Source organism: Bradyrhizobium sp. WYCCWR15520, assembly GCF_056174665.1.
Genome location: NZ_JBWBWM010000016.1, coordinates 83,959 through 106,728, shown reverse-complemented (window position 1 = coordinate 106,728; position 22,770 = coordinate 83,959). Strand labels below are relative to the sequence as shown.

The 22,770-nt window shown below is 60.7% G+C and carries 23 protein-coding genes; 13 read left to right on the top strand and 10 right to left on the bottom strand.

Features of this window, described 5'->3' with window-relative positions; translation table 11 throughout:
* The first annotated feature begins 5 nt into the window (after nucleotides 1-5).
* Both AC0QUY_RS19775 and fabI read left to right on the top strand, forming a co-directional pair.
* On the top strand, nucleotides 6-1,220 hold the full coding sequence (locus AC0QUY_RS19775) for an acetate/propionate family kinase (protein ID WP_161855151.1): 1,215 nt from the start codon (nucleotides 6-8) through the stop codon (nucleotides 1,218-1,220).
* Nucleotides 1,217-2,005, top strand: coding sequence for an enoyl-ACP reductase FabI (gene fabI / locus AC0QUY_RS19770; protein ID WP_161855150.1), 789 nt, complete (start codon nucleotides 1,217-1,219; stop codon nucleotides 2,003-2,005). Before AC0QUY_RS19775 ends, fabI begins: the two co-directional genes overlap by 4 nt.
* Before the next feature lie 17 nt (nucleotides 2,006-2,022).
* On the opposite strand, the gene AC0QUY_RS19765 is transcribed toward fabI, so the two are convergent.
* The 5 genes from AC0QUY_RS19765 to AC0QUY_RS19745 all read right to left on the bottom strand — a co-directional run bounded on the left by AC0QUY_RS19765 (nucleotide 2,023) and on the right by AC0QUY_RS19745 (nucleotide 5,421).
* Nucleotides 2,023-2,481 carry a MaoC family dehydratase gene (locus AC0QUY_RS19765; RefSeq protein WP_161855149.1) on the bottom strand — a complete coding sequence of 153 codons (459 nt, stop codon included), beginning with the start codon at nucleotides 2,479-2,481 and terminating at the stop codon, nucleotides 2,023-2,025.
* A 13-nt stretch (nucleotides 2,482-2,494) separates the two neighbouring features.
* Nucleotides 2,495-3,145: a 3-oxoacid CoA-transferase subunit B gene (locus tag AC0QUY_RS19760; RefSeq protein WP_475388031.1), complete on the bottom strand. Its 651-nt coding sequence runs from the start codon at nucleotides 3,143-3,145 to the stop codon at nucleotides 2,495-2,497.
* 3 nt (nucleotides 3,146-3,148) lie between these two features.
* Nucleotides 3,149-3,796: a CoA transferase subunit A gene (locus AC0QUY_RS19755; protein WP_475388030.1), complete on the bottom strand. Its 648-nt coding sequence runs from the start codon at nucleotides 3,794-3,796 to the stop codon at nucleotides 3,149-3,151.
* A 99-nt stretch (nucleotides 3,797-3,895) separates the two neighbouring features.
* The gene (locus AC0QUY_RS19750) at nucleotides 3,896-4,459 is read right to left on the bottom strand and encodes a hypothetical protein (protein WP_371419315.1); all 564 of its coding nucleotides are present in this window, start codon (nucleotides 4,457-4,459) and stop codon (nucleotides 3,896-3,898) included.
* A gap of 35 nt (nucleotides 4,460-4,494) precedes the next feature.
* Entirely contained in the window at nucleotides 4,495-5,421 is a 927-nt protein-coding gene (locus AC0QUY_RS19745; RefSeq protein WP_161855145.1) for an alpha/beta fold hydrolase, read from the bottom strand.
* Nucleotides 5,422-5,549: 128 nt separating this feature from the next.
* On the opposite strand from AC0QUY_RS19745, the gene AC0QUY_RS19740 reads away from it, so the two are divergent.
* The 3 genes from AC0QUY_RS19740 to AC0QUY_RS19730 are packed head-to-tail and all read left to right on the top strand — an operon-like array spanning nucleotide 5,550 to nucleotide 9,409.
* Nucleotides 5,550-8,057 carry an alpha/beta hydrolase gene (locus tag AC0QUY_RS19740; RefSeq protein WP_475388029.1) on the top strand — a complete coding sequence of 836 codons (2,508 nt, stop codon included), beginning with the start codon at nucleotides 5,550-5,552 and terminating at the stop codon, nucleotides 8,055-8,057.
* A 7-nt stretch (nucleotides 8,058-8,064) separates the two neighbouring features.
* Nucleotides 8,065-8,928: an alpha/beta fold hydrolase gene (locus AC0QUY_RS19735; RefSeq protein WP_475388028.1), complete on the top strand. Its 864-nt coding sequence runs from the start codon at nucleotides 8,065-8,067 to the stop codon at nucleotides 8,926-8,928.
* A gap of 19 nt (nucleotides 8,929-8,947) precedes the next feature.
* Entirely contained in the window at nucleotides 8,948-9,409 is a 462-nt protein-coding gene (locus AC0QUY_RS19730) for a potassium channel family protein (RefSeq protein ID WP_475388027.1), read from the top strand.
* Here AC0QUY_RS19730 and AC0QUY_RS19725 read toward each other — a convergent pair.
* Nucleotides 9,384-10,067, bottom strand: a complete 684-nt coding sequence (locus AC0QUY_RS19725) for a helix-turn-helix domain-containing protein (RefSeq protein WP_161855141.1) — start codon at nucleotides 10,065-10,067, stop codon at nucleotides 9,384-9,386. The genes AC0QUY_RS19730 and AC0QUY_RS19725 overlap by 26 nt on opposite strands.
* Nucleotides 10,068-10,443: 376 nt before the next feature.
* Between AC0QUY_RS19725 and AC0QUY_RS19720 the strand changes: the two genes are divergently transcribed.
* A complete protein-coding gene (locus AC0QUY_RS19720) occupies nucleotides 10,444-11,076 on the top strand; it encodes a response regulator transcription factor (protein ID WP_475388026.1) in 633 nt (210 codons plus the stop codon).
* A 55-nt stretch (nucleotides 11,077-11,131) separates the two neighbouring features.
* Here the strand turns inward: AC0QUY_RS19720 and AC0QUY_RS19715 are convergent, their stop codons facing one another.
* Entirely contained in the window at nucleotides 11,132-11,728 is a 597-nt protein-coding gene (locus AC0QUY_RS19715; RefSeq protein ID WP_475388025.1) for an invasion associated locus B family protein, read from the bottom strand.
* A gap of 27 nt (nucleotides 11,729-11,755) precedes the next feature.
* On the bottom strand, nucleotides 11,756-12,586 hold the full coding sequence (locus AC0QUY_RS19710) for an alpha/beta hydrolase family protein (protein ID WP_246738762.1): 831 nt from the start codon (nucleotides 12,584-12,586) through the stop codon (nucleotides 11,756-11,758).
* Nucleotides 12,587-12,805: 219 nt separating this feature from the next.
* Here AC0QUY_RS19710 and AC0QUY_RS19705 point away from each other — a divergent pair, with 219 nt between their 5' ends.
* From AC0QUY_RS19705 to AC0QUY_RS19695, 3 genes are all read left to right on the top strand, one after another.
* Entirely contained in the window at nucleotides 12,806-13,483 is a 678-nt protein-coding gene (locus tag AC0QUY_RS19705) for a YoaK family protein (RefSeq protein ID WP_161855138.1), read from the top strand.
* Nucleotides 13,480-15,210: a SulP family inorganic anion transporter gene (locus AC0QUY_RS19700; protein WP_475388024.1), complete on the top strand. Its 1,731-nt coding sequence runs from the start codon at nucleotides 13,480-13,482 to the stop codon at nucleotides 15,208-15,210. The genes AC0QUY_RS19705 and AC0QUY_RS19700 overlap by 4 nt, the downstream gene beginning before the upstream one ends.
* A gap of 262 nt (nucleotides 15,211-15,472) precedes the next feature.
* The gene (locus tag AC0QUY_RS19695) at nucleotides 15,473-15,907 is read left to right on the top strand and encodes a hypothetical protein (RefSeq protein WP_475388023.1); all 435 of its coding nucleotides are present in this window, start codon (nucleotides 15,473-15,475) and stop codon (nucleotides 15,905-15,907) included.
* Between the two features lie 53 nt (nucleotides 15,908-15,960).
* Here AC0QUY_RS19695 and ppk2 read toward each other — a convergent pair whose 3' ends face one another.
* Both ppk2 and AC0QUY_RS19685 read right to left on the bottom strand, forming a co-directional pair.
* Nucleotides 15,961-16,761, bottom strand: a complete 801-nt coding sequence (ppk2, locus tag AC0QUY_RS19690) for a polyphosphate kinase 2 (protein ID WP_161855135.1) — start codon at nucleotides 16,759-16,761, stop codon at nucleotides 15,961-15,963.
* A gap of 35 nt (nucleotides 16,762-16,796) precedes the next feature.
* Nucleotides 16,797-17,252: a hypothetical protein gene (locus tag AC0QUY_RS19685; protein WP_161855134.1), complete on the bottom strand. Its 456-nt coding sequence runs from the start codon at nucleotides 17,250-17,252 to the stop codon at nucleotides 16,797-16,799.
* Nucleotides 17,253-17,506: 254 nt separating this feature from the next.
* Between AC0QUY_RS19685 and AC0QUY_RS19680 the strand changes: the two genes are divergently transcribed.
* The 4 genes from AC0QUY_RS19680 (at nucleotide 17,507) to AC0QUY_RS19665 (ending at nucleotide 22,551) form a co-directional block, all read left to right on the top strand.
* The gene (locus AC0QUY_RS19680) at nucleotides 17,507-19,414 is read left to right on the top strand and encodes a sensor histidine kinase (protein WP_475388022.1); all 1,908 of its coding nucleotides are present in this window, start codon (nucleotides 17,507-17,509) and stop codon (nucleotides 19,412-19,414) included.
* A gap of 122 nt (nucleotides 19,415-19,536) precedes the next feature.
* A complete protein-coding gene (locus AC0QUY_RS19675; protein ID WP_475388021.1) occupies nucleotides 19,537-21,174 on the top strand; it encodes a DUF3300 domain-containing protein in 1,638 nt (545 codons plus the stop codon).
* Nucleotides 21,171-22,103, top strand: coding sequence for a DUF2950 domain-containing protein (locus AC0QUY_RS19670; RefSeq protein ID WP_475388020.1), 933 nt, complete (start codon nucleotides 21,171-21,173; stop codon nucleotides 22,101-22,103). Before AC0QUY_RS19675 ends, AC0QUY_RS19670 begins: the two co-directional genes overlap by 4 nt.
* A complete protein-coding gene (locus AC0QUY_RS19665) occupies nucleotides 22,087-22,551 on the top strand; it encodes a hypothetical protein (protein ID WP_475388019.1) in 465 nt (154 codons plus the stop codon). Before AC0QUY_RS19670 ends, AC0QUY_RS19665 begins: the two co-directional genes overlap by 17 nt.
* Nucleotides 22,552-22,770 lie beyond the last annotated feature (219 nt).

The following is a 22,770-nucleotide window of genomic DNA, read 5'->3' as shown; positions in this document are numbered from 1 at the left end:
TCGCCATGGATACGATCCTCGTCGTCAATGCTGGCTCCTCGAGCGTCAAGTTCCAGATCTTTTCGGTCGAGGGAGAGGGGAAGCTGCGGCGCCTGATCAAGGGCCAGATGGATGGCATTGGCAGTCGTCCTCGCCTGCGGGCGAGCGGCGCGGACAACGATGCACTGGCCGACCGCGTCTATCCGATCGAAGCCGTTCCGGACCTTCCGGCCGCGATGGGTATCGCAGGCGGATGGCTGCGGGACGAGCTTCGCATCAGCCCGGTGGCCGTCGGTCATCGTGTCGTTCATGGCGGTCCGGACTTTGACCGGCCGGTGCTGATCGACCACGGCGTCGTAGCCCGGCTGGAGCGATTCGTCGCGCTGGCCCCGCTTCATCAACCGCATAACCTGGCCCCGATCCGGTCGCTTCTGGCCAATTTTCCAGCGCTTCCGCAGGTGGCCTGCTTCGACACCGCGTTTCACCGCACGCATGACGCCGTCGCTGACTACTATGCAATACCGCATCAGCTTCATGCCGAGGGCGTGCGGCGTTACGGATTCCACGGTCTCTCATATGAATATGTCGCGAAGACCTTGCCGCAGGTCGCACCCGAGATCGCAAAGGGGCGGGTGATTGTGGCGCATCTCGGTAGTGGCGCCTCCATGTGCGCGCTGAAGGGAGGACGCAGCACCGAGAGCACCATGGGGTTCACCGCGCTCGACGGGCTGCCCATGGGCACGCGCCCGGGGCAAATCGACCCTGGTGTCGTGCTCTATCTGATCTCCGAAAAGGGAATGTCGGCCTCCAAGGCACAGAACTTCCTCTACCGCGATTGCGGATTGAAGGGACTCTCAGGCATTAGCAACGATATGCGTGAACTGGAGACGAGCGAGGATCCAAAGGCGAAACTGGCGGTCGAGTATTTCGTCTATCGGATCGGCCTCAACGCCGGCATGCTTGCAGCCGCATTGCAGGGGCTGGACGCTTTCGTCTTTACAGCCGGTATTGGGGAAAACTCGGTGCGTATCCGGGCGCGGATCGCCGAACAACTGCGGTGGCTCGGCGTGACGCTCGACGAAGCCGAGAATTCCCGCCACGCGCGCCTGATATCGCGTTCCGACAGCCGTATTCCGGTCTACGTCATACCGACCGACGAGGAACTGATGATCGCCCAGCACACCCTGTCGCTGCTGGTGAACAGGCCATCGTCCAATGTTAGACATGTGAGGGTGTCATGATTCCCGTATTCCCGGATACCAAGGTCGCCTTGAAAGGCAAGAAAGGCCTGATCGTCGGCATCGCCAACGACCAATCGATCGCATGGGGGTGCGCCAAGGCCTTTCGTGCGCTCGGGGCTGATCTCGCCGTCACCTATCTGAACGACCGCGCCAAAAAGCACGTCGAGCCGCTCGCAAAGGCATTGGAGGCGCCGCTCTTCATGCCAATGGATGTCATGGTCGAGGGCCAGACGGAACAGGTGTTCGAACGTATCGAGAAGGAATGGGGGCAGCTCGATTTCCTGCTGCACTCGATCGCCTTCTCTCCGAAGGAGGCGCTCCATGGACGTGTGGTGGACGTCGGCCGCGACGGATTCCTCAAGACGATGGACGTCTCGTGCTGGTCGTTCATGCGAATGGCCCATCTGGCCGAACCGCTGATGAAGAATGGTGGAACCATGTTCACCATGACCTATTACGGCAGCCAGATGGTGGTGGAGAACTACAATGTGATGGGCGTGGCGAAAGCGGCGCTCGAAGCGGCCGTTCGCTACGTGGCCGCGGAATTGGGCCCGAAGGGCATCCGCGTTCACGCGATCTCACCCGGGCCGCTCGCCACGCGTGCAGCGTCAGGTATCCCCGAATTCGATGAGCTGATGGACAAGGCGCAATCGAAGGCCCCGTCGCGCAGCCTCGTCAGCATTGACGACGTCGGCAACGCCACCGCATTTCTGGCGCTCGACGGCGCCAAGCTCATCACCGGTGGCGTGCTCTATATCGATGGAGGCTATCACATCATCGATTGACGCGATCGACGCGCCATCTAGCGATAATGCAGGGCGATCAACTCGGCAACGCAGGCAGGGCGCTTACCGCCCTCGATCTCGATCACGAGGTGATAGTTCACGCGCAGGCCGTCTGGCGGCACGTCCTCCGCTTCCGCAACCGTCACGCGGCCGCGCAACCTTGAACCCGCCGGAACCGGCGCCAAGTACCGTATCCTGTCCGCACCGTAGTTCAGTGTGTTGCGCAAACCCTTCAGCCCAATCACCGACCGAATGAAGAGCGGCGCCAGCGCGAGGGACAACAGGCCGTGGGCGATGGTGCTGCCGCCGGGCAGCTCCTTCTTTGCGCGTTCCTGGTCGATATGAATCCACTGCTCGTCGCAGGTCGCTTCCGCGAACTGGTTGATTCGTTGCTGAGAGACTTCGATCCAGTCGCTTGTGCCGATCTCGGTGCCGAGGGCGGATTTGATCTCGTTGAAGTCGCTGAATATCCGCATGTTCGTTACCTGGTCAGATCTTCATTTCGGGGACGGTGTCGGGAATGACCAGTTCGGCATCCGTTACGGCCACGACCTCGGCGATGCTGACACCCGGCGCGGTTTCCAGCAGGGTCGCCCGGCCGGCGTAGAAAGCGATGACGGCCATGTCGGTCACAACCAGGCTCACCGGCCTTGTTGACGTCAGCGGCAGGGTGCATCTGGCGACGATTTTTGATTTTCCCTTCGCAGCGTGCTGCATCGCAACGATAACGCGCTTGGCGCCGCTGACGAGATCCATCGCGCCGCCCATTCCCGGCACCATCTTGCCGGGGATCATCCAGTTGGCCAGATGGCCGTGCGAGTCGACCTGCAGGCCGCCAAGGACCGTCACATCGACATGACCGCCACGGATCAATCCAAAGGACATCGCGCTGTCGAAGGTGCAGGCACCCGGCAGGGCGCTGATCGGGCGTCCGCCGGCATCCGTGAGAAGCGGGTGAGCCAGGCCTTGCTCCGGTATCGGTCCGGTGCCGATCAATCCGTTCTCCGACTGAAAGAACACCTTGAGGTCAGGCGGAACGTAGTTGGCCACCAGCGTCGGAATACCGATCCCCAGATTCACGAGGTCGCCGGCACGCAGTTCTTTTGCGACACGCCGGGCGATGACTGTCTGTGCATCCATGGTTCACCCGTTCGTAATGAGGTAGTCGACGAGCGGCGCCGGCGTTACGACATGGTCGGGCGCGATGACGCCTACCGGCACGATGTGCTCCGCCGTCACGATCACGGTGTCGGCCGCCATCGCCATGATGGGGTTGAAGTTGCGCGCCGTCAGCGCGTAGGAGAGGTTGCCGAGGTAATCTGCCAGAAATGCGTGAACCAGGGCGAATTGCGCCCGCAGTGCGGTTTCGAGCAGAAACGTCGCTCCGTTTATCTCGACCTGGCGCTTGCCTTCCGCCACCAAGGTGCCGACGCCGGTCGGCGTGAGCACCCCTCCGAGACCGCATCCGCCCGCGCGAATGCGTTCGGCGAAGGTCCCCTGCGGAACGAGTTCGACGGCAAGCCGGTTGGCCAGCATCTGCTCCTGCGCCTTTGGATTGAGGCCGATGTGGCTTGCGGTGAGGCGCGAGACGAGTGTCGCATCGAACAGCTTGCCAACGCCTTTCCCAGGCACCGCAGCGTCGTTGCTGATGACCGAAAGGCCGGTCTTTTGCTGCCTGACGACTTCGTCAAGCAGGCGTTCCGGCGTTCCGACACCCATGAATCCGCCAACCATGATGCTCGCCCCGGCTGGGATCATCGCAACGGCTTCTTCGACGGAAACGGCCCTCATGATTGAAACTCCGGTCGACAAATCAATGAAAGGGCGGAAGTGACCGCGATGTTTGGCGAGGGCCCCCGGCACACCTTTGATCTGTGTCAAGGCTTTCCGCTATTCCGTGCGGGGAATGGTGATGCCGACGCCTTCGAGCGCTTGAGCCCATAGTTTGTCAATCTCGGTGTGACGCCTTTCAAGGGCTGCGCTCACAGCGTTGCGAAATGGCACGAGCTCCGGGCCCTTCAGGAAGAGGATTTGCGCCTGCAACAGGCGGCCGCTTTCGAATTCGATGCGGCGCAGCGCCATCGCGAAGGGATCATTGGCGTTGGCTTCCAGCGGGAGCAGGGCGGCCGGCCGGATGCCGGCATGTACGGCATGGGCGAACGCCGCGAGACCGGCCGCTGCTGCCAGAGTTCGATCCGGGATCTCCTCGATCGGTGCTGGAAACCAAGCCGTCTCCCAGGATGCAGTCATATAGCCCAGGGTGAGATCTGGCTCCCACGAGGTCGCGCGCAGCAGCAGGGAAATGATCTCGGTCTCGCGATAGACCTGCGCGTTCAATTCGGTTTGCCAGGCGGATTTGAGCTTGATCGGCAGGGTGAACGCAAACTGCCTTGCCAATGCGCCGTGGGCGGAGATCAGGAACGCGGCGACCCGCGTCTGCTGACGCGGTGGCACGCATCCTCCGGAATCTAGCGGTCCGAACAGCCGGCTCATGGATTCGTCCGCTGCGTGGGAATGGCGCGCAGGTGGTCGTGGCCGGCTGGAAACGGCGCAAGCGCGCCGCCCGCTTCTTCCGGCGCGATCCAGACGGCTTTGTTGCCCTGCCAACGGCCGGCCAGAACGTCTTGCGCAAAACGCGCCAGCAGATCGGCCGTGAGAGCCGGCTTCTCCAGGGTGAAGGCGTGATAGGCGCGTGGAATGATTACGAGCGAGCTGTTGGGAATGTTGGCGCGCAGGGTTTCGTGCAGGGCGCGCGGCGTCAGAAAGTCGAACTCGCCGTTCAGGATCATCGTCGGCGCGCCGATCGAGCCGAGCTGCGGCGTCAACGGCTCGAAATCGAGGAAGGAGTCCATCAGGTTCTGCAGGGCGTAGAGGTCATTGACCAGCCAACCCTGCCGTTTCACGCTGTCGAGCTTGTCCAGCAATGGCTTCAGCCATTGATCGGAGAGATTCATCGGCAGCAGAAGATCCTGGAGATAGCCGGTGCCCCCCAGGATGAGCCCGGTACGCATGGCGGTGCCTAGCAGCAAGAGCTGCGGCGAGAGCTCCGCGAAGCAGCTCATCGGCACCAGTCCGGATAGTCGCTTGCCATGTAGGATAGCGTAGCGAAGCGCGATCAGGCCGCCGAAGCTGATACCGCTGAGAAAAACCGGACCATCGCCAAGCTCGCCGATCAGCAGATCAAGCGCGGCAACCTGGTCGTCCTGGTTGATGAATAGAGCCGGCTTGTCTGATACGCCTTGGCCAAGCAAATCGAATGTTGCGACGCGAAATTGCCTGGCGACCAGTGCGTCGCGATACGCCGCCCACAGCTCGGAATATTGGGTGAGCCCGTTCACCAGGACATAGGTGGGGCCGTTGGCGGGGCCGTCTAGCTCGTAGCGGATTCGATAGGATCCGTGGCTGAGGAAAGGCATCCCGGCGTCCAGCGATAATGGCCTTCACATCGTTGCCCGCACCCGCGGGGATTCCCTTGAGTTAGATCAAAGGTCGGATGGCCGCCGTGCCTAGCGTCCGCGCAAGGACTGGTTAGGAGGAATTCGCCATGATCGGAAGACAAGCCATCCAGCAATGCTTCATCAGTTTGCTGTTGCTTTTGATCGGTACCTCACTCGCCTTCGCACAGCCATTCACGCGGCGCTCGTCGCAAGTGCAGCATGATGGGTTGAAGAAAACTTACGAGATCGCCAACTTCCGTCTCGGCGGCAAGTACGATCTATCCGATCCTTCCAAGTGGCAAAACGGCGGCGAGGGCGGCACAACGCTGGAATCGCTCGGAGCCGGCAAATTGCGAACGGCCTACATCGCGATCGGTACGCCCCGGCGTAACTCGGCGGACGAGATCACCAACGCGGTCGTCATCAACTCGTATTATTCCGGCGATTCCACCGATATGTACGAGCAGTGGGTCAAGGGCACCGCGCTGTCGGGCGGCGATCCCGTGATCGGCCCTGGCAGGCCGATAGATACCGACCGCTACTACGTCATCATGGTCGATCCGCTGGGGACTTGGGGCGCCAGCAAGCCATCCGACGGGCTGGGGATCAAGTTTCCGCAGTACAGTTATTACGACATGGTGCAGGCGAACTATCGCATGCTGCGCGATCATCTGAAGGTCGCGCGCGTGGCATTGATCACCGGTGTCTCGATGGGCGGCACACAGACGTATGTCTGGGGCGTGATGCATCCGGAATTCATGGGCGCGCTGATGCCCATCGGCGGTACGACGCAATCGGACGCCGAAGACCCCGTCGGCAACTGGACCTTCCAGATGATGACCGCCGCAATCGAGTCCGATCCGGTGTGGCAGACCACCAAGGGCGATTACTACAAACTGCCCAAGGAAAAGCATCCCGTACCGGGCGTTGCCTTCGGTTGGTCGGTGCTCGGCTTGACCGGCTACGATTTTGCGTATCGCACGACCCAGAGCTTCGCCTCGGTGCAGCCGGAAGTCTTCTACTGGGATCCGCCAAACGAGAAGGCCGGACTCAGCGTGACCAACCGCGCCAAGATTTACGACGCGGTCGATCTCGTGTGGCGAAACCGGGTCGGCGAGACCCACAACGTCAATCCCTATCTCGGCCGCATCCAGGCCCGCACCATGGTGATGCACATCACCAATGACCTGTGGCTGAACTTCAAGCTGGCCGAGCGTGCCGTTGACCGGGTGCCGGGAGCGCAGTTGATTGCCGAGGAAAGCCCGGTCGCTCACTACGGCGTGTTCTCGATCGTCAACCACCGAAAGAACGATCCGAAATTCGTCGCGTTCATGGACGACGTTGCGAGCCTCGACCGGGCCCAGCAGTTCATGGACAAGAACTATCGCGTGCCCGGCGTGGCCGCGAACATCGATCCGAAGAAGTCGTTCTGGAAGGATTTCGTTACTTATCCCTATCCGGTCAAATACGCGACCGCAAAGGACAGCCGCGGCACGTCCTGGCAGATCGGCTACATGGATGAATATGCCGGCACCGACAGGAATCCGAAGGTCCTGGTTATCATCCATGGCAAGGGGGCGTTCGGCGGGCATTACGGCAACATCATGCAGTATGCCTTGCGCAACGGCCTGCGCGTGATCGTGCCTGATCTGCCGCATTACGGTATGTCCGGACCCGGCAATCTTGAGATGAGTCCGGCTCGCACCATGCAGGACATGCGCGAAGTCGCGTATGACCTCGTGGTCAACCAGCTCGGGGTTAAGAAGGCAACCTATCTGGGCCACTCGCTCGGCGGCCAGCTGGTCATCGGTTACGCCTTGACCTGGCCGGATGCAGTGCAGAGCCTCGCGCTCGAGGCGCCCGCCGGTCTGGAGGAATATCCGCGCGAGATCGCGCTTGCCAAGGACAAGAAGGTGCGGCTGTTCGACGAGTCATTCGCCCGCGACTTCGACAAGTGGAAGCAAACATGGGATCAGACCGGCATTCTCGCCGCGGAGGTCGCACGTTCCGAGCAGAACATCCGCGACTTCTACTACTTCAAGAAGCGGGATCCGGCTACCGGTGTCGTGGCTGCGTCCAAGAGCGGCTATTTCATGAACGACAGCGAGTACGCCAAGTTGCATACCGAGCAGCGCGTCGGGCTGACCAAGGCGAATCCGAAGGACCTCGAGCAATGGTCCAATGTCTTCATCTTCGACATCTACACCATGGTGGCGGAGCTGCAGCAGGACGATCCGAAGAACCTTTACGAACGGCTTACCCAGATCAAGGTCCCGATCTTCCTTGCCTTTGGTGACAAGGAGCCGTTCATTCCGGGTACCGCCTTCAATGGCCTCACCGATCTCGGGCGCGACATCATTACGCCGTTCATGACCCGGATGACGAATGCGGGCAACCGGCCGATCCTGAAGATCTATCCGGATACCGGGCATTTCATCCATACCGACAACCCGGTGGAGTATCCCGTCGACGTCGTGGACTTCGTGACCAGGGGAACGATCGACACCAGCTCACCGCTTGCGATCGATCGCATGATCCGCGGGGCAGTCGTATCGGCACTCCCGGTGGCGCCGACGCCACCCGGCGCGTCGCCCACGGCGGGCCTGAACAAATAGAGCCGTCATGGCACGGTTGCAGGCGGGCGAGGTCCAGTTGGGTTGGCGAGAATGGGGTGGAGGCGACGTCACCGTCGTCTTCATCCACGGCAACCTCGCCAGCAAGGACTGGATCGGACTTGCCGCACCGCTGTTTCCCATCGGCCTGCGGGTGATCGGGATCGACTGGCGCGGATGCGGCGAAAGCGACCGGCCAAGAGCGAATGCCGACTATTCCAACTACTCTATGCAGCAGCATGCCGAGGACATGCTGGCGGCACTCGACGCCCTGGATGTCGGGTTCTGTCATCTTGCCACCCATTCGACAGGTGGCATCATCGCCGCGCGAATGCTCCTGATGCAGCCGCAGCGGTTCGGGCGGGTACTCGCACTCGATCCGGTCACGCCGCTTGGCATGCTGTTCAATGCCGATCAGATCGGCCTCTTCCGTTCGATGATGGCGAGCAGGGAGCTGACACGGGCGGTGATGGCTACGGCGGCGTCCTCGCTGTTCGTTCCGGAGAGTCTTGCACCGAATGCGATTCCACGATTCCGCGAGGGAGTCGGAGAGATCGAGGCGCCCTTCGAGCGAATTGTGGAGCAGGCCTTTGGAGTTTCCGAGGGCATCTGGATCGGTACGCCGGTCAATCTCACCCGCGAGCGGGAAAGCGGCGAACTCGAGCGCCGCATGACGGAGATCCGTCATCCGCATCTGGTGCTGTGGGGCGAGTGCGACGGCTGGATTGCACCAACAGACCTCCGGACGATGGCTGCGGCAATGCCGGATTGCCGACTCGTCGTTATGCCCAGTATCGGGCATTCGATGAATCTCGAACTGCCGGCACTCTACGCCGGGTATTTTGGTGCCTGGTTCGGGGGGCTTTCAAGGTAACATCCATCAAGAGACTGCGATGGTGCTTCAATTCCTGGTTGGCGGCCTCGTCAGCGCGATCAACATCATGATCCATGCGCTGGTGACCGTCGGCGCGGTCGGCATTGCCCGCTCCGCGGGCCTGCGGCACACCAAGCGGCCGCGATTGCACCTGATGGCCGTGATGGTCGGCACCGCGGCGGCGCTGATGGTGGCGCACACGCTGGAGGTTTTCGTCTGGGTGCTGGCCTATGCGATCGTCGGCGCGGCGCCTGCCGGCAGCGATCTGCTCTATTTCGCCTTCGTCAATTACACTACGCTCGGTTACGGAGATATCACGCCCGTGCAGGCCTGGCGGCTGACTGGGCCGATGACCGCGATGAACGGTATCCTGATGTTCGGTTGGTCGACGGCGGTTCTGTTCGAGGTGCTGCGCAAGATCCTTGAGCATCTCGTGTCGATCGGCCCTTCCTGGTTCAGTTCTGCAGATCGAGGTCAGTGAGCTGCCGCCGGTCCAGAAGGATGATCTGACGCTGGTTGCTGCCGATGAATCCGATGATATCGAGTTCATGCAGCCGCGACAGTGCGCGGGACACGGTTTCCAGTGTCAGCCCGAGATAGTCGGCAATATCGCGCCGTGACATCGGCAACGGCATGACGCCGGCCGCGGTAAGCCGTCGGTCCATCTCGATCAGGAAGGCGGCGACCCTTTCCAGCGAAGTCTTGCGGCCAAGCAGGAGCATGTGGTTTTCAGCGTGCTGCAGGTTGTCCGTGGTCATGCTGAGCAGGTTTCGCGAAACCAAGGCATCGCTCTCAGCCGCCATCTCGAGGCTGCGGCGCTTGATCAGGCGAACCGTGGTGGTCACGATCGCCTCCGCGGTAAACCGATGCTCGCTTCCGTTTTCCAGACCGAAGATGTCGCCGGCAAGATGAAACGCGCCGATCTGGCGACGGCCGTCCGAAAGCAGCTTGTAGCTTCGCACCGCGCCCTTCTTCACCTGATAGACATAGTCCGCCGGTTCTTTTTCGCCGTAGATTTCAGTACCTTTCTTGTAGGTAAATTCGTTTAAACCTACCTTCGGATTTGACTCACTCGCTATTCCGAGTTCACCGAGGGAAGTGGGGCGGGGGGCCGGATCAGTTGTGATGCGGACAAACATGGCCAACTCCTGAACGCTACTGGTTGTGCCGGTGGTCTGCCTCTAGGAAATGTTTCGTCGGAAGCAATGGCCCTCTCGCAATAATTGATCTTCTAACGAAGGCATTATTTTTGACTATTGTCTGAAGGGTCATTGTACCAAGGGACAGGTCTATAATACCTTGCCAAAGTGTGTAATACCCTGCCAAAAAAAGTACGGATACCTGTCCTAACCCTTGGATTTGGATGTTTTGATGAGTCTTGGGTAAATAATGTTTCGATGAACTCGATTAGTTGTCGCCTCAAGGATGCACGGTCTGTGTGGAGGTGATGCGATGTTGCCCCTCACTTTGATCCAAGGAGACGTCAGCGGTTTTGATCGACGGCTAGGAGGGGAAATGCCTGGCCTTGTGTACGTGGTTGACGACGATGCTTCGTTTCGGACGGCGATCGAACGTCGGCTGAGAATTGCCGGTTATGAAGTCGAAACCTATTCGTCGGCCCAACTATTGCTGGATCGTGTGCCGGCCGCTGAAAGACCGGGATGCATCCTGCTGGACGTGCGAATGCCTGGACTGAGCGGGCTGGAATTGCAAAGCCGTCTTATCGAACTCGGATCGATCCTGCCGATTGTCTTTGTTACAGGCCATACCGATATCCCGGCGACGGTGCGAGCCATCAAGGCGGGCGCCGAGGATTTTTTGACCAAGCCGGCATCATCGGAACAACTAATTGCCGCCATCGAGCGCGCCCTGGCGCGCTACGAGATCCAACGCAGTCAACGCGGCAGGCTCGATTCGATTGTCGCTCATTTGGCGAGACTGACGCCGCGTGAACGCCAGGTGTTCGATCTGATCGTGCGCGGCAAGATCAACAAACAAATTGCCACGGAGTTGGGAACGACCGAGCGCACAGTGAAAGCACATCGCCATGAGGTGATGGAGAAGATGCAGGTGCACTCGCTCGCGGAATTGGTTTCGAGTGCGGAACGGCTCGGCCTTCTCGATCGTAGCGCCAATTTGGACGGCTAGTCGGCATTTTGTTCTACCATTGAGGTTCCCGTCGCGGGAAAGACAAGCTGCCTTCTCATTCGTCAATGTCCTGCTCGAACGTCTGTGCTGGCGCGCCCCTGTTGACGGAGGCGAACTGCGCCAGCGGAAGCGACGTCGTGAGCGCCAACAAGTTTGAATCGACGAATTCCAACTGCAGCGTCTGTCCCGAACCCATTTCCTGGATGATCTTGGGGTCGGCCACGGCTCCCGCGATGCAGGTGTTGGTGAGGCACCAAGTATAAGGCACGAGATGGGGCTGCCCTTGGTCAACTGTGAGTCTGACGGGTTTTTGCAGGTACATGCCGACGGGGGAGAATATCTGCAGCCGTGCACTGCCGTCGCCCTCCCGCTCGATGATATCGAGACGGATCGCTATTTGACCGGTTGAGAACTTGCCGGTGATCGAGGTGCGGCAATGCAACTGAGCACCACCCGGCTTGAAGCAGAGTTTTCGCCAGTCTTCATAAGTGACGTCCTTTACCTCTCGCTGCCCGCGGGTTGGAATGTCGGTCTGTTGCGAAATGGCAGGCTGGCTGGATGCAACGCTTGCGGCCGCCAGGAATGCAGCTGCAAAGGAGAATGTTGCGCACTCGCGTTGTGGCTGCATTTCGATACGATTTGAGCCTGTCATGGTTGCATCTCCGGGCTTGGTTGCTTGTCATCCCTGTTTGTCGAGAAATTTCGTCACCAGAGGTGACCAGATGGGAATGGCATCGGGAGAGCCGATAAGGAAATGCCCATCACTGCCGAACGGCGGCACCAGATGATATTCGGCCTTGCCGCCGGCCGCGCTAAAGGCCTCGTGCATGCGTTTCGACAGAGCAGGGCCGAAGAAGGTGTCGTTCTCGATATAGATCCAGAGCATCGGCACGCGTGACGTGCGGCCGAACTCACCGGTCGCTTCCACCAGCTTGTCTGGCGCGCAATTGTTGTTCGGCTTGCCGTCGACGCGGCCGCCACGGCCGGCGGCGAAGATGATGATCGCTTTGACCTGGGGCGGGTTCAGGCTTGAAAGCGCGATCGAGGCCCATCCGCCGGCGGATTGCCCGACGACGATGACGTCCTTCGGCACGATGCGCTTTTCGGCGGTCATGTAGTCGATGATCCAGAGATCGACTTGCGCAACCGCCATGCCGGGAGCGCGGAAATTGGGATTGCTGCACTTTCCGACCTTCGAGAAGAACGGGCCGTAGAGACCATGTTCGGGTATGTCGATCGCCGCTGCGCCATATCCGGTGCCGACGGGGGCCACCACCAGATAGCCGCGTTTGGCAAACCACTTGGCTGCATCGCGGAATTCCACAAGCGGGAAGAAGCTGCGGCCGGTCGCACTCATTGAAACGCCATGGTTCATGATTGCGAGTGGGAACGGCCCGTCGCCGACCGGTCGTACCAGATAGGCGAACATGGGAAGCGGCAGTGGTAGCGCCCAGATTTCTTCCTGGATCGGACGTGATGCGTGATCGTCTGCGTGCGACGGCGTGATCATGCTGGCGAAGGGCAGAAGCATCGCGACAACCAAGCTCCGTAAGCGTTGCGGGCACATGTTGAGACTCCTCTCGGCATGGTCGCGTTTCCCCGGCGCGCGGTCGATTATCCGTTGATTGGAATCCCGGGAACTCACGTAAAGCTTGATCCAGATCAATCAACGTCGGGCTCGATACGTCGCCTATGGCCGTCCAGTACCCGCGACAGCTAGCGTCTTGACATGAGTTCTCTGGGTATTGCCGCCAGTCCGCCGATACGCCGCGATGAAACGGTGCAAATATCGCTGCTGCTTGCTTTCGCGGGCGGCTACCTCGACGCCTATACATGGATTATCCACGACGTGATGGCCAATGCCCAGACGGCCAACCTGGTCTTGCTCTGGGTGCACGGCAGCGTCGGCGAGTGGGACCGAGCCGTTCAGTTCGTTCCTCCGATGGCCGCGTTCATGGTGGGCATTGTCATTGCCGCTTGGCTCCGTCGCTCCACAGGAGACAGGGCCAGCGCGATCAGCACGCTCATCGAAATTGTGCTGCTGGTGGCCGTCGGCATCCTGCACAATCGGCTGCCGGATCTGGCGGGCACGCTCGGCATTTCATTCGTTGCGGCCATGCAAACGGCGACCTTCACCAAGGTCGAAGGCGTGGCCTATAGCTCGGTAATGATCACCGGCAATATGCGCCAGGCGATTGAGGGAGTATTCGCCGTGGTCTCCGGGCAACTCGGCTCGCTTCGCCGCCCCGGCATCTTTGCAGCCTTGTGCGTTGCTTTTGGCACTGGGGCGGCTGTCGGCGCCTACGCAACGAAGGTTATCCCGGACCTGGCGCTTGGACTGCCCGTGGTGGCGCTGCTGATCGTCCTGCTTCGCTGCGAGATGCGCCCCAACGAGGAAGCGCCATGAAGTCACGCACGTTTCAGCGAACGGGGTTGACACGGATTTTTCCTCCGTTGACCTGGCTTGCCGAATATAGGCCGTCTTGGTTGCGCCGTGATGCGATCGCCGGAGTGACGCTCGCCGCTTATGCGATTCCGGTGTCACTGGCCTATGCGGGCCTTGCCGGATTGCCGCCGCAGGTTGGCATTTACGGCTATATGCTTGGCGGCTTGGGCTATGCTCTCCTCGGGTCGTCGCGCCAGCTTGCCGTCGGCCCGACCTCCGCAATTTCGCTCATGATCGCCGGCAGCGTCGGGGCACTCGCCGGAGGGGACGCGATACGCTTCGCACAGATCGCGAGCCTTACGGCATTCGCGGTGGCGGTGCTTTGCCTGATCGCCTGGCTTTTCAAGCTCAGCATTCTCGTCCGTCTGGTCAGCGACAGCATTCTCGTCGGCTTCAAGGCGGGGGCCGGGCTCACGATCATAATGAGTCAGCTGCCAAGCCTGTTCGGCGTAGCCGGTGGTGGGCACAACTTCTTCGACCGGGCGATCCGGTTTGCCGGTCAGGCTGGCGACATCAATCTGCTCGTATTCGGAATTGGAGTCACGGCGATCCTACTCTTGCTCCTCGGCGAGCGATTTCTGACGGGCAGGCCGGTCGGACTCGCCGTGGTGGCGTTGTCGATCCTCATGGCAACCTTCTTCGGGCTTCCGGCACTGGGCGTACCTGTCACCGGGAACATCCCGGAGGGATTGCCGGCTTTCGAGGTGCCCACTTTCGGGATGCTGGAATTCCAGGAGTTATTTCCAATAGCGGCCGGGTGTCTTCTCCTGGCCTATATAGAAGGTGTTTCGGCGGCCCGGAGTTTTGCAGCGAAGCATGGGTATAGCCTCGATGTCCGTCAGGAATTTCTGGGGCTTGGGGCCGCCAATCTCGCAGTTGCGTTTGGCCATGGCTATCCCGTGGCCGGCGGATTGTCGCAGTCCGCCGTCAATGACACGGCGGGAGCGCGCACGTCCCTGGCATTGGTGGTTTGCTCGTTTGCCCTCGCGCTCTGCCTGCTTTTCTTTACGGGGTTGCTGACCAACCTTCCCAAGGCAGTGTTGGCTGGCATTGTCTTCGTTGCCGTTTACAAGCTGGTCGACATTCGCACGCTGCTTCGCATGTGGAGGGTAAGCCGTATCGACTTCTATGCCGCGGTTATCGCGCTCGTGTCCGTGCTGCTGCTTGGGATCCTCCAAGGTGTGCTGCTTGCCGCCCTCGCGTCCATCTTCCTGCTGCTGGGCCGGGCATCGAATCCCAACATTGCGTTCCTCGGGCGGCTTCCTGGGACGGGTCGCTATTCCGACAGCGCCAGACACGAAGGTGTGGAGCCGCTGGTTGGTATCATCGCGTTCCGCCCCGAAGCCTCGCTGCTCTACATCAACGCCGAGACGATTCTGGAGGCGGTTTTAAAGGCGCTGCGACAGTCGCCCGACGTCAGGCTGGTTGCCTGCGATCTCTCGGCGTCCCCCTACATCGATCTCGCCGGGGCGCGGATGCTGCTCGATCTCCATGATGAGCTGGCGTCGCGTCATGTAGCGCTCTGCATCGTCGGCGCCCATGCGCAGTTGCGTGACTTGCTGCGGGCGGAAGGGCTGGCGGAGAAGACGGATAGTAGCGAATGGCTCCGCACGCTCGACAGTGTGTTGGGTGAGGGTAACGCCGGGAAACGATCCGAATTCCACCAGCAACGGCCGCCTGGACCATGAAGCCCTGCTGATATCGGCGACCACCAGATATCCCTCACGCCTATTGCATTGCGAAGCGCAGCATTCGCCGCAGCTTGGCGAGTTCGTATCGAGAGAGTGCGACCCTTGACTTGGATCAAAGGAGTGGGCGGGCAGCGGGTCACGATCCGACGAGCCATCACCTATGCCGTGTCCGGCATGCTGCTCACCGTGTTTAGAACCTCGCTATGCTCCTAGCCAAATAGGTGGTCGTCGCATCGCGTCTCTCCCGAGGAAAAACATCATGAAAAAATCTGTCAGTAGCGTCGCCCTGGTTGTTTTGCTCGCGGGCGTGGCTGGCATCAATACACCAGCCCGAGCTGAGACCGGCCGGGTCGCTGTCGTCTTCACTAAGGGCGGGTTCATCGTCGGAGTCGGAGGCGGCGAGGGCGTCCTGACGTTGCGAGGCAGGAATTATCCGTTCACCGTATCGGGCATGAGCGTCGGCTTTACGATCGGAGCCTCGACAACCAAGCTTGTTGGACGGGCCCTTAATTTGAGGGGACCGGCTTCGATCGAAGGCTCGTACGCCGCTGTCGGAGCCGGGGGTGCCCTTGCGGCTGGGGCGGGAGGCGTTCAATTGCGGAACGCCAACGGCGTGGTCTTGCAGTTGAGTGGTCCGCGGGTCGGCGCAGAAGTGTCGGCAGCAGTCGGTGGGGTAACAGTGCGTTTGAAATAGGTGCGAGGCGATCAGGCCGCGTCACGGCGCGACCTGATCGCTCAGTATCAGTATCAGTATCGTTCTTCAACGAACGTCATCGCGCGCAAGCCTGCCTGATCATTGTAGCGTCCCTTGTCGGAACGCTTGGGCAGTTTGATCTTGTCCTTCTTCATGCGCTTGTAGGGGATCGAATTCAGCAGATGCGCGATACAGTTGAGCCGCGCCCGGCGCTTGTCGTCGGAGCGGATGACATGCCACGGCGCGTGTTTCGAATTGGTCGCCTTGAACATCAGGTCGCGGGCCCGCGAATAGTCGTACCACCGTCGATACGATTCCGTGTCCATCGGGCTCAGCTTCCATTGCCGCAGCGGATCGTCAATTCTCGCCTTGAAGCGGCGCTCCTGCTCGTCCATTCCGACCTCAAGCCAGAGCTTGATCAGGATGATGCCGCCCTCGATGATGTATTTCTCCATCTCGGGACAAAGCGAAAGGAATCGCTCGTGCTCGGCGGGCGTACAGAATCCCATCACATACTCTACGCCGGCCCGGTTGTACCAACTGCGGTCGAAGATCACGATCTCGCCTGCAGCAGGAAAATGCTGCATGTAGCGCTGAAGAAACAATTGCGTCTTCTCGCGATCAGACGGCGCGGGCAGGGCGATCACGCGAAAGACGCGCGGACTGACCTTTTCCGTGATCGCCTTGATCGTGCCGCCCTTGCCGGCGGCATCCCGGCCTTCGAACAGGACGATGACCCGAAGCTTGTTCGCCTTCACCCATTCCTGGAGATGGCAAAGCTCGACCTGGAGCTTTCCCAGCTCTTTCTCATAGACCTTGCGCTTCATCCCGTCCGCGGGCGTGTCGGCTGGCATGCTCACCGGTCCATTGTTTCAAGCCAAATCCGTCCTCAGTCTCCCCAGGCAATGGTGATGGCGATGTCGCCTGGAACACCTCCCGGGTAGTCGATGACCTGGTAGCTGATGCGATAGCCGCGCGGTTTCAGGTAGTCGGTCCAAAGCTGGAATATTTCCTTCGGAATTCCGGTCAGGGTATTCTCCCAGCCTTTCTCCTGCTGGATGATGGAACGGCCCTTGTCGGAGCACAGCGAGTTCGGGAACCGATAGACCTGCACTTCCGTCATCCCGTTTCGTACCGCCCGCTGGATGACGGTCGAAGCGAGCTGGATCTTTTCCTCCTCGGATTTGCCTGACGGACGGTTGAGCCGCTCGATCAGCGCACGTTTCTCAGCTTCAGCGGCCGCGGCCAGGCGCGCGTATTGTTCTGCCTTTTCGGCCTCCTTGAGGGCCGCTTCCTTCTGGATCTGCTTCGCAGTGGGAATGAGATTATCGATGCTGCCAGGCATGACTGGTGGCTCCTGAGTGGTTGTTCTGCGTTCTGCGTCAGCGTTGCCATAAGGCTAGGTGGGGTCGACGTCGTTCCCTTGATCCAAATCAAACAATCCGCATCGGGGGTAAGCATGCAGGTCGTGGACGCCTACGGTCGGGTCACGACGCGCTGTTGACGTCGGTGCCCGACCCGGCTGAGGCGGCTGGCTGCAGTGTCGCTAGCACTGGAAATGTGCTGGAATGCAGCCGTTCGGAATGCCGGGGTAGGTGGATGAGCGGACGCGTCCCGACCGCAGCGATCAACCCGGGCTGGCCAAGCCTGGCCGCCCGTCTCTGCGTCTGCCTGTTGGTCCTGGCGGCCATACTGTCCGGACCGGCAAGCGGCGAGCCGCGCGGCGAACCCAAACGCGTGCTGATGCTGCACTCGTTCGGGCGCGACTTCCTGCCATGGAGCGCATTTGCCCGCACCATCCGGACCGAGCTCGAGCAGCAGTCGCCGTGGCCTCTGGAGGTTCAGGAGCACAATTTACTGTCGGCACGGTTTAACAACCCGGGACCGGAAGCACCGTTTGTCGACTATCTGCGGTCGCTTTACTCTGGCCGTCCGCCGGACATCGTGGTGAGCATTGGCGCGCCTGCGGCCCGGTTTGTTCAGAAATATCGGGCGCAGCTTTTCCCTGAAACGCCCATGGTGCTGACGGCGGTCGAGCAGCGGCTGGTGAACCGGACGGATCTGACGGATAAAGACACCGTCATAGCGGTTTACAACGATTTCTCGGGCTTTTTCGAGAGCATTCTTCAGGTCCTGCCGGACACGCAGACGATTGCCGTGGTCATAGGCGCCTCGCCCCTGGAGAAATTCTGGCTTGAGGAGGCAAAGAGGGAAGTCAAATCCTTCGAAAATCGGGTCGCATTCGTCTGGTATGCCGATCTCTCCTTTGCGGAGATACTGAAGCGGGCGTCGACGCTCCCGCCCCATACCGTTCTGTTCTGGGGCTTGATGTCGGTCGATAGCGCAGGTGTCACCCATGAGGGCGATCTTGCCTTGCGCAACCTTCATGCGGTCGCCAATGCCCCGATCTTTTCCTTCCAGGAAGCCTTTTTCGGCCGAGATACCGTCGGCGGCCCGATGCATTCAATCGGCGGTTCGAGCAACAAAACTGTCAATGCCGCCATCCGCATTCTCGGTGGCGAGAAGCCAGCCGATATCAAGGTGCAGCCGATCGGATTTGCGTCACCGAAGTACGATTGGCGGGAGATGCAGCGCTGGGGCATCCGCGAGAGTAACCTGCCTCCAGGAAGCGAAATCTTGTTTCGTGAGCCCGGCATATGGGAAAGGTACAGCTGGCAGATGTCGCTGATTGCGAGCGTAATTCTGATCCAGGGAGGGTTGATCGCCGGATTGCTTCACGAACGGCGTCGCCGCCGTCTCGCCGAAGTCGAATCGCGCCAACGACTGGCGGAGCTTGCACACCTCAACCGCTATTCGGCTGCCGGCGAAATGACGACTTCTATCGCCCATGAGATAAATCAGCCGCTTGGCTCAATTCTTACCAACACAGAGACAGCCGAGCTCATGCTAAAGGGCGCTTCACCGAATCTCGATGAAGTGAGGGAAATTCTCGTTGACATCAGGCGCGACGACCAGCGCGCCAGCGAAGTGATACGCCGGCTACGAAGCGTGCTAAAGAAAACACCCTTTGAAATGAAATATATCGACTTGAACGAGACGGTACGGCAAGCGATCGGATTCGTCGCAGCCGTGGCCCACGGGCGCGGTATCGCACTGAAGTACGGCACGACCGCGGCCGATCTGAAAGTCAAGGGCGATGCTGTTCAGCTGCAACAAGTTGTTCTGAATCTGATTATCAACGCGATGGACGCGATATCCGATGCGGAGGCAAAGGAGCGCGAAGTCGGCGTAACCACGAACCTTTCAGGCGCCAGCGCGGAAATCAGGATTAGCGACACCGGCCCCGGTATAGCGACCGGCGATCTCAAGAGCGTCTTCGATCCGTTTTTCACGACAAAACCGCAAGGCATGGGCATGGGACTTGCGATCGTCCGCACCATCGTCGAAGCGCACCACGGACAGATTTCTGCGACAAATCAGTCGTCCGGCGGCGCGCTTTTCACGATCACGCTTCCGATCGCCCGCGGTCGGTCAACTTCGGCCTGACACACGCCCGCCACGGTGCTCCTGCACCGCACCAGGGCCGCACCGCTGGTTCCTTGATCTTTATCAAAGAACGACCTCGCCTCGGACCGATGCTTGCCGCGATGAGCCCAAGGAGGGATGTGATGTTCCGCTGCGGCAAGACCCTTATCGCGCTGGCGCTGCTGATGGCGAATCCAGTCGCCGTCTCCGCCCAAACGACCGACAATCCGCCTGTTCCGAGTAGTTCGGCGCAACCGGCCAGCCAGCAGCCGCCGAGTGCGGAGCTATTGAAACCCGAACAGCTCGAGGCGCTGGTTGCGCCGATTGCGCTCTATCCCGACGAGTTGCTGGCAAACGTGCTGGCGGCATCGACCTATCCGCTGGAAGTGGTGCAGGCCGATCGCTGGCTGAAAGCGCACAAGACCTTGACGGGCGATGCGCTGAAGAAGGAGGTCGACAAGCAGTCTTGGGACGATAGCGTCAAGGCGCTCACCAGCACCGCAGACGTCATTGCGATGATGAGCGACAAGGTCGACTGGACCAAGAACCTGGGCGATGCCGTGCTCGCACAGCAGCCGGATGTGATGGACGCGGTCCAGCGCCTGCGCTCCAAGGCTTATGATAACAAGAAGCTGGTTACCACCAAGCAGCAGAAGGTCAGCGTTCAGACACAGGAAAACAAGCAGGCGATCGTCATCGAGTCGGCCGATCCCAATACAATGTACGTGCCGTACTACGATCCGGCCGCGGTTTATGGAGCCTGGCCCTATGCGGAATATCCACCCTATTACTTCGGATACCCGTCCTATATCGGCGCCGGCGTGATCGCAGCGGGTCTCGCCTTCGGTACAGCCTGGGCGATCGGACGCTGGGGCAATTACTGGGGCGGTGGATTCAACTGGGGCAACCGCAACCTCTACGTCAACCACCACAACAGGACAAACAACTGGCAGCACAACGCGGCGCACCGCCAGGGCGTGCGATACAACAACGCGAACGTTCAGCAGCGCTTCGGTAACAACAACTTGAAGGCCGGCGCCTCCAACCGGATGGATTTTCGTGGCCGTGACGGGCAGCAGGTGCTTCGTCCGGGACAGGACCGACCGGGCGCTGGCGATCGCGTCGGCGATCGGGCAGGGGACCGCGGTGGCGATCGTGTCGGGGATCGTGGCGGCAATCGGCCGGGCACGGCGGATCGTGCCAAAGGTGGTGGCGATCGCGCCAAAGCCGGCGGCGGCGATCGTGCCAAGGCTGCCAATCGCGCCAGCGGCGCCGCGCGCGGAGATCGCGGAGGCGGTCGCGGCGGGGCAATGAATGTCTCGTCGGGTAGGGCTGCCGCTGCGCAATCCGCCCGCGGCCGGGCAAGCATGGCGAGCATGGGCCCGCGCGGCGGCGGTCCGAGTTTCGCCGGGCGCGGCGGCGGCTTTGGCGGCGGAGCCGCCATGATGAGAGGTGGTGGCGGCTTCCGAGGTGGTGGCGGCGGAGGTTTTCGCGGCGGCGGTGGGCGGCGGTCCGACATCGCACTGAAGCACGACATCGTTCAACTCGGTTACCTCGCGAATGGTCTCGGCTACTACCGCTTCAGCTATCTCGGCAGCAGCAAGCCCTATGTCGGCGTCATCGCGCAGGAAGTGCAGAACCTGGTGCCGGAAGCTGTGACCCGCGGCCGGGACGGGCATCTCCGCGTCCACTACGAACAGCTGGGATTGAAGCTCCGCTCCTACACCGACTGGCTTGCCGGCGGCGCAAAGATACCCATGCCAGCGGAGGTCTCGCCATGATCAGGCTGAAATCGCTCCATCGCGCTGGTTCGGTGGGTCTCGCTGCAATCGTGGCAGTGGCGCTGTTGACTGCCTCTGCGTCCCAGGCGCAGCAGGCCTATCCCTCGCCGGAGGACGCTGCGGCGGCGCTGGCTGCCGCGGTCAAGACCGGCACGAGGAGTGCGATGCTCAAGGTCCTCGGCAAAGACGGGCAAGACATTATCGAGTCCGGCGATGATGTTGCCGATGCCGAGATGCGGCAACGTTTCCTCTCTGCCTATGACGCGAAGCATTCCATCAAGGCCGAAGGAAACAAGAAGGCTACGCTTATCCTCGGCGCCGACGATTTTCCTTTCCCGATTCCCTTGGTGAACAACAGGACGGGCTGGGAGTTCGACCCGGCTGCGGGTCGTATCGAAGTTCTGTATCGTCGCATCGGACGCAATGAACTGGACGCGATTCAAACCTCGCTGGCTTACGTAGATGCGCAGAACGAATATGCCGAAAAGGATCGCACCGGCCAGGGGGTAGGGGTCTACGCACAGCGCATCGTCAGTAACCCGGGCAAGAAGGATGGGCTGTTCTGGCGCGACGATCGCGAGCCGAGCCCGCTGGGCGAATTGGCGGCGCAGGCATCCGCCGAAGGGTACAAGGTCGGAGAGCAGGCGACGCCTTATCATGGCTATTATTATCGAATTTTGAAGGGCCAGGGGTCCAACGCGCCGGGCGGAGCTCTGAACTACGTCGTCAAGGACAAAATGATCGGCGGCTTCGGGCTGATCGCATACCCCGCCGAGTACGGAAATTCCGGCGTCATGACCTTCATGGTCAATCATGCCGGTACCGTCTACCAGAAGGATCTCGGAAAGCGGACCGAGAGCATCGCCAAGCGCATTTACCTGTTCGATCCGGATCAGACCTGGAAGAAGGTCGATGCAGCGGCCCCTTGAACGCGGCGCTCTAGCGATCTCACGGATAGGTCGGCTCGCCGTGGTCGCGCTCTTCACCGTTGCTTTTCCGGCGACATCATCGTCCGCGCAGGCGCCCGGCTATGTCCGGGTCAAGCTGGTGAAGGCGGGCCTGATGGTCGGTGCCGGTGGCGGCAGCGGCGTCCTGACGTATCGTGGCCGCGACTATCCGTTCAAAGTATCCGGTCTCAGCCTGGGTGTTACCGCTGGCGCATCGATCAACCGGCTGGAAGGATGGGCTTCAGGCATAAGGCAGGTCAGCGACTTTGCTGGCACCTACAGCTCGGTCGGTGGCGGGGGCGCCTTCGTGGGTGGCTTCGGAGGCATTCAGTTAGGGAACGAGAAGGGCGTAAAGATCGCGCTGCAAGGGCCGAGGATAGGGATGGAGTTCGCCGCGAACCGTACCGAGGTTAGAATTTCACTCAAGTGAGCCTGGGCTGGCGTCACCGGGTCCCCGTACTTGTTTCGGGAAGACACTCTGGATCGCGCGCAACAGAAATACCCGATGAACAGCGGCAATGTGGCGCATCCGGGAATCGCGGCCGACCAATCTTTCATTTGCTTGACCTAAATCAAAGGTGGAGGTGCCAGCGCTCCGATGGTCAGGCACGCGGAATGGCAACCCTCAACATCAGGGTATCTAAGCAAC

Bases quoted from the DNA above. Each gene is read 5' to 3' on its own strand.
- AC0QUY_RS19710 (WP_246738762.1), bottom strand. From the start codon at position 12,586: ATGATCACGCCGTCGCACGCAGACGATCACGCATCACGTCCGATCCAG.
- AC0QUY_RS19670 (WP_475388020.1), top strand. From the start codon at position 21,171: ATGATCAGGCTGAAATCGCTCCATCGCGCTGGTTCGGTGGGTCTCGCT.
- AC0QUY_RS19680 (WP_475388022.1), top strand. From the start codon at position 17,507: ATGAGCGGACGCGTCCCGACCGCAGCGATCAACCCGGGCTGGCCAAGC.
- AC0QUY_RS19740 (WP_475388029.1), top strand. From the start codon at position 5,550: ATGATCGGAAGACAAGCCATCCAGCAATGCTTCATCAGTTTGCTGTTG.
- AC0QUY_RS19755 (WP_475388030.1), bottom strand. From the start codon at position 3,796: ATGAGGGCCGTTTCCGTCGAAGAAGCCGTTGCGATGATCCCAGCCGGG.
- AC0QUY_RS19725 (WP_161855141.1), bottom strand. From the start codon at position 10,067: ATGTTTGTCCGCATCACAACTGATCCGGCCCCCCGCCCCACTTCCCTC.
- AC0QUY_RS19730 (WP_475388027.1), top strand. From the start codon at position 8,948: ATGGTGCTTCAATTCCTGGTTGGCGGCCTCGTCAGCGCGATCAACATC.
- AC0QUY_RS19765 (WP_161855149.1), bottom strand. From the start codon at position 2,481: ATGCGGATATTCAGCGACTTCAACGAGATCAAATCCGCCCTCGGCACC.
- AC0QUY_RS19720 (WP_475388026.1), top strand. From the start codon at position 10,444: ATGCCTGGCCTTGTGTACGTGGTTGACGACGATGCTTCGTTTCGGACG.
- AC0QUY_RS19735 (WP_475388028.1), top strand. From the start codon at position 8,065: ATGGCACGGTTGCAGGCGGGCGAGGTCCAGTTGGGTTGGCGAGAATGG.
- AC0QUY_RS19700 (WP_475388024.1), top strand. From the start codon at position 13,480: ATGAAGTCACGCACGTTTCAGCGAACGGGGTTGACACGGATTTTTCCT.
- fabI (WP_161855150.1), top strand. From the start codon at position 1,217: ATGATTCCCGTATTCCCGGATACCAAGGTCGCCTTGAAAGGCAAGAAA.
- AC0QUY_RS19705 (WP_161855138.1), top strand. From the start codon at position 12,806: ATGAGTTCTCTGGGTATTGCCGCCAGTCCGCCGATACGCCGCGATGAA.
- AC0QUY_RS19715 (WP_475388025.1), bottom strand. From the start codon at position 11,728: ATGACAGGCTCAAATCGTATCGAAATGCAGCCACAACGCGAGTGCGCA.
- AC0QUY_RS19775 (WP_161855151.1), top strand. From the start codon at position 6: ATGGATACGATCCTCGTCGTCAATGCTGGCTCCTCGAGCGTCAAGTTC.
- AC0QUY_RS19665 (WP_475388019.1), top strand. From the start codon at position 22,087: ATGCAGCGGCCCCTTGAACGCGGCGCTCTAGCGATCTCACGGATAGGT.
- AC0QUY_RS19760 (WP_475388031.1), bottom strand. From the start codon at position 3,145: ATGGATGCACAGACAGTCATCGCCCGGCGTGTCGCAAAAGAACTGCGT.
- AC0QUY_RS19675 (WP_475388021.1), top strand. From the start codon at position 19,537: ATGTTCCGCTGCGGCAAGACCCTTATCGCGCTGGCGCTGCTGATGGCG.
- AC0QUY_RS19745 (WP_161855145.1), bottom strand. From the start codon at position 5,421: ATGCCTTTCCTCAGCCACGGATCCTATCGAATCCGCTACGAGCTAGAC.
- AC0QUY_RS19695 (WP_475388023.1), top strand. From the start codon at position 15,473: ATGAAAAAATCTGTCAGTAGCGTCGCCCTGGTTGTTTTGCTCGCGGGC.
- AC0QUY_RS19685 (WP_161855134.1), bottom strand. From the start codon at position 17,252: ATGCCTGGCAGCATCGATAATCTCATTCCCACTGCGAAGCAGATCCAG.
- ppk2 (WP_161855135.1), bottom strand. From the start codon at position 16,761: ATGCCAGCCGACACGCCCGCGGACGGGATGAAGCGCAAGGTCTATGAG.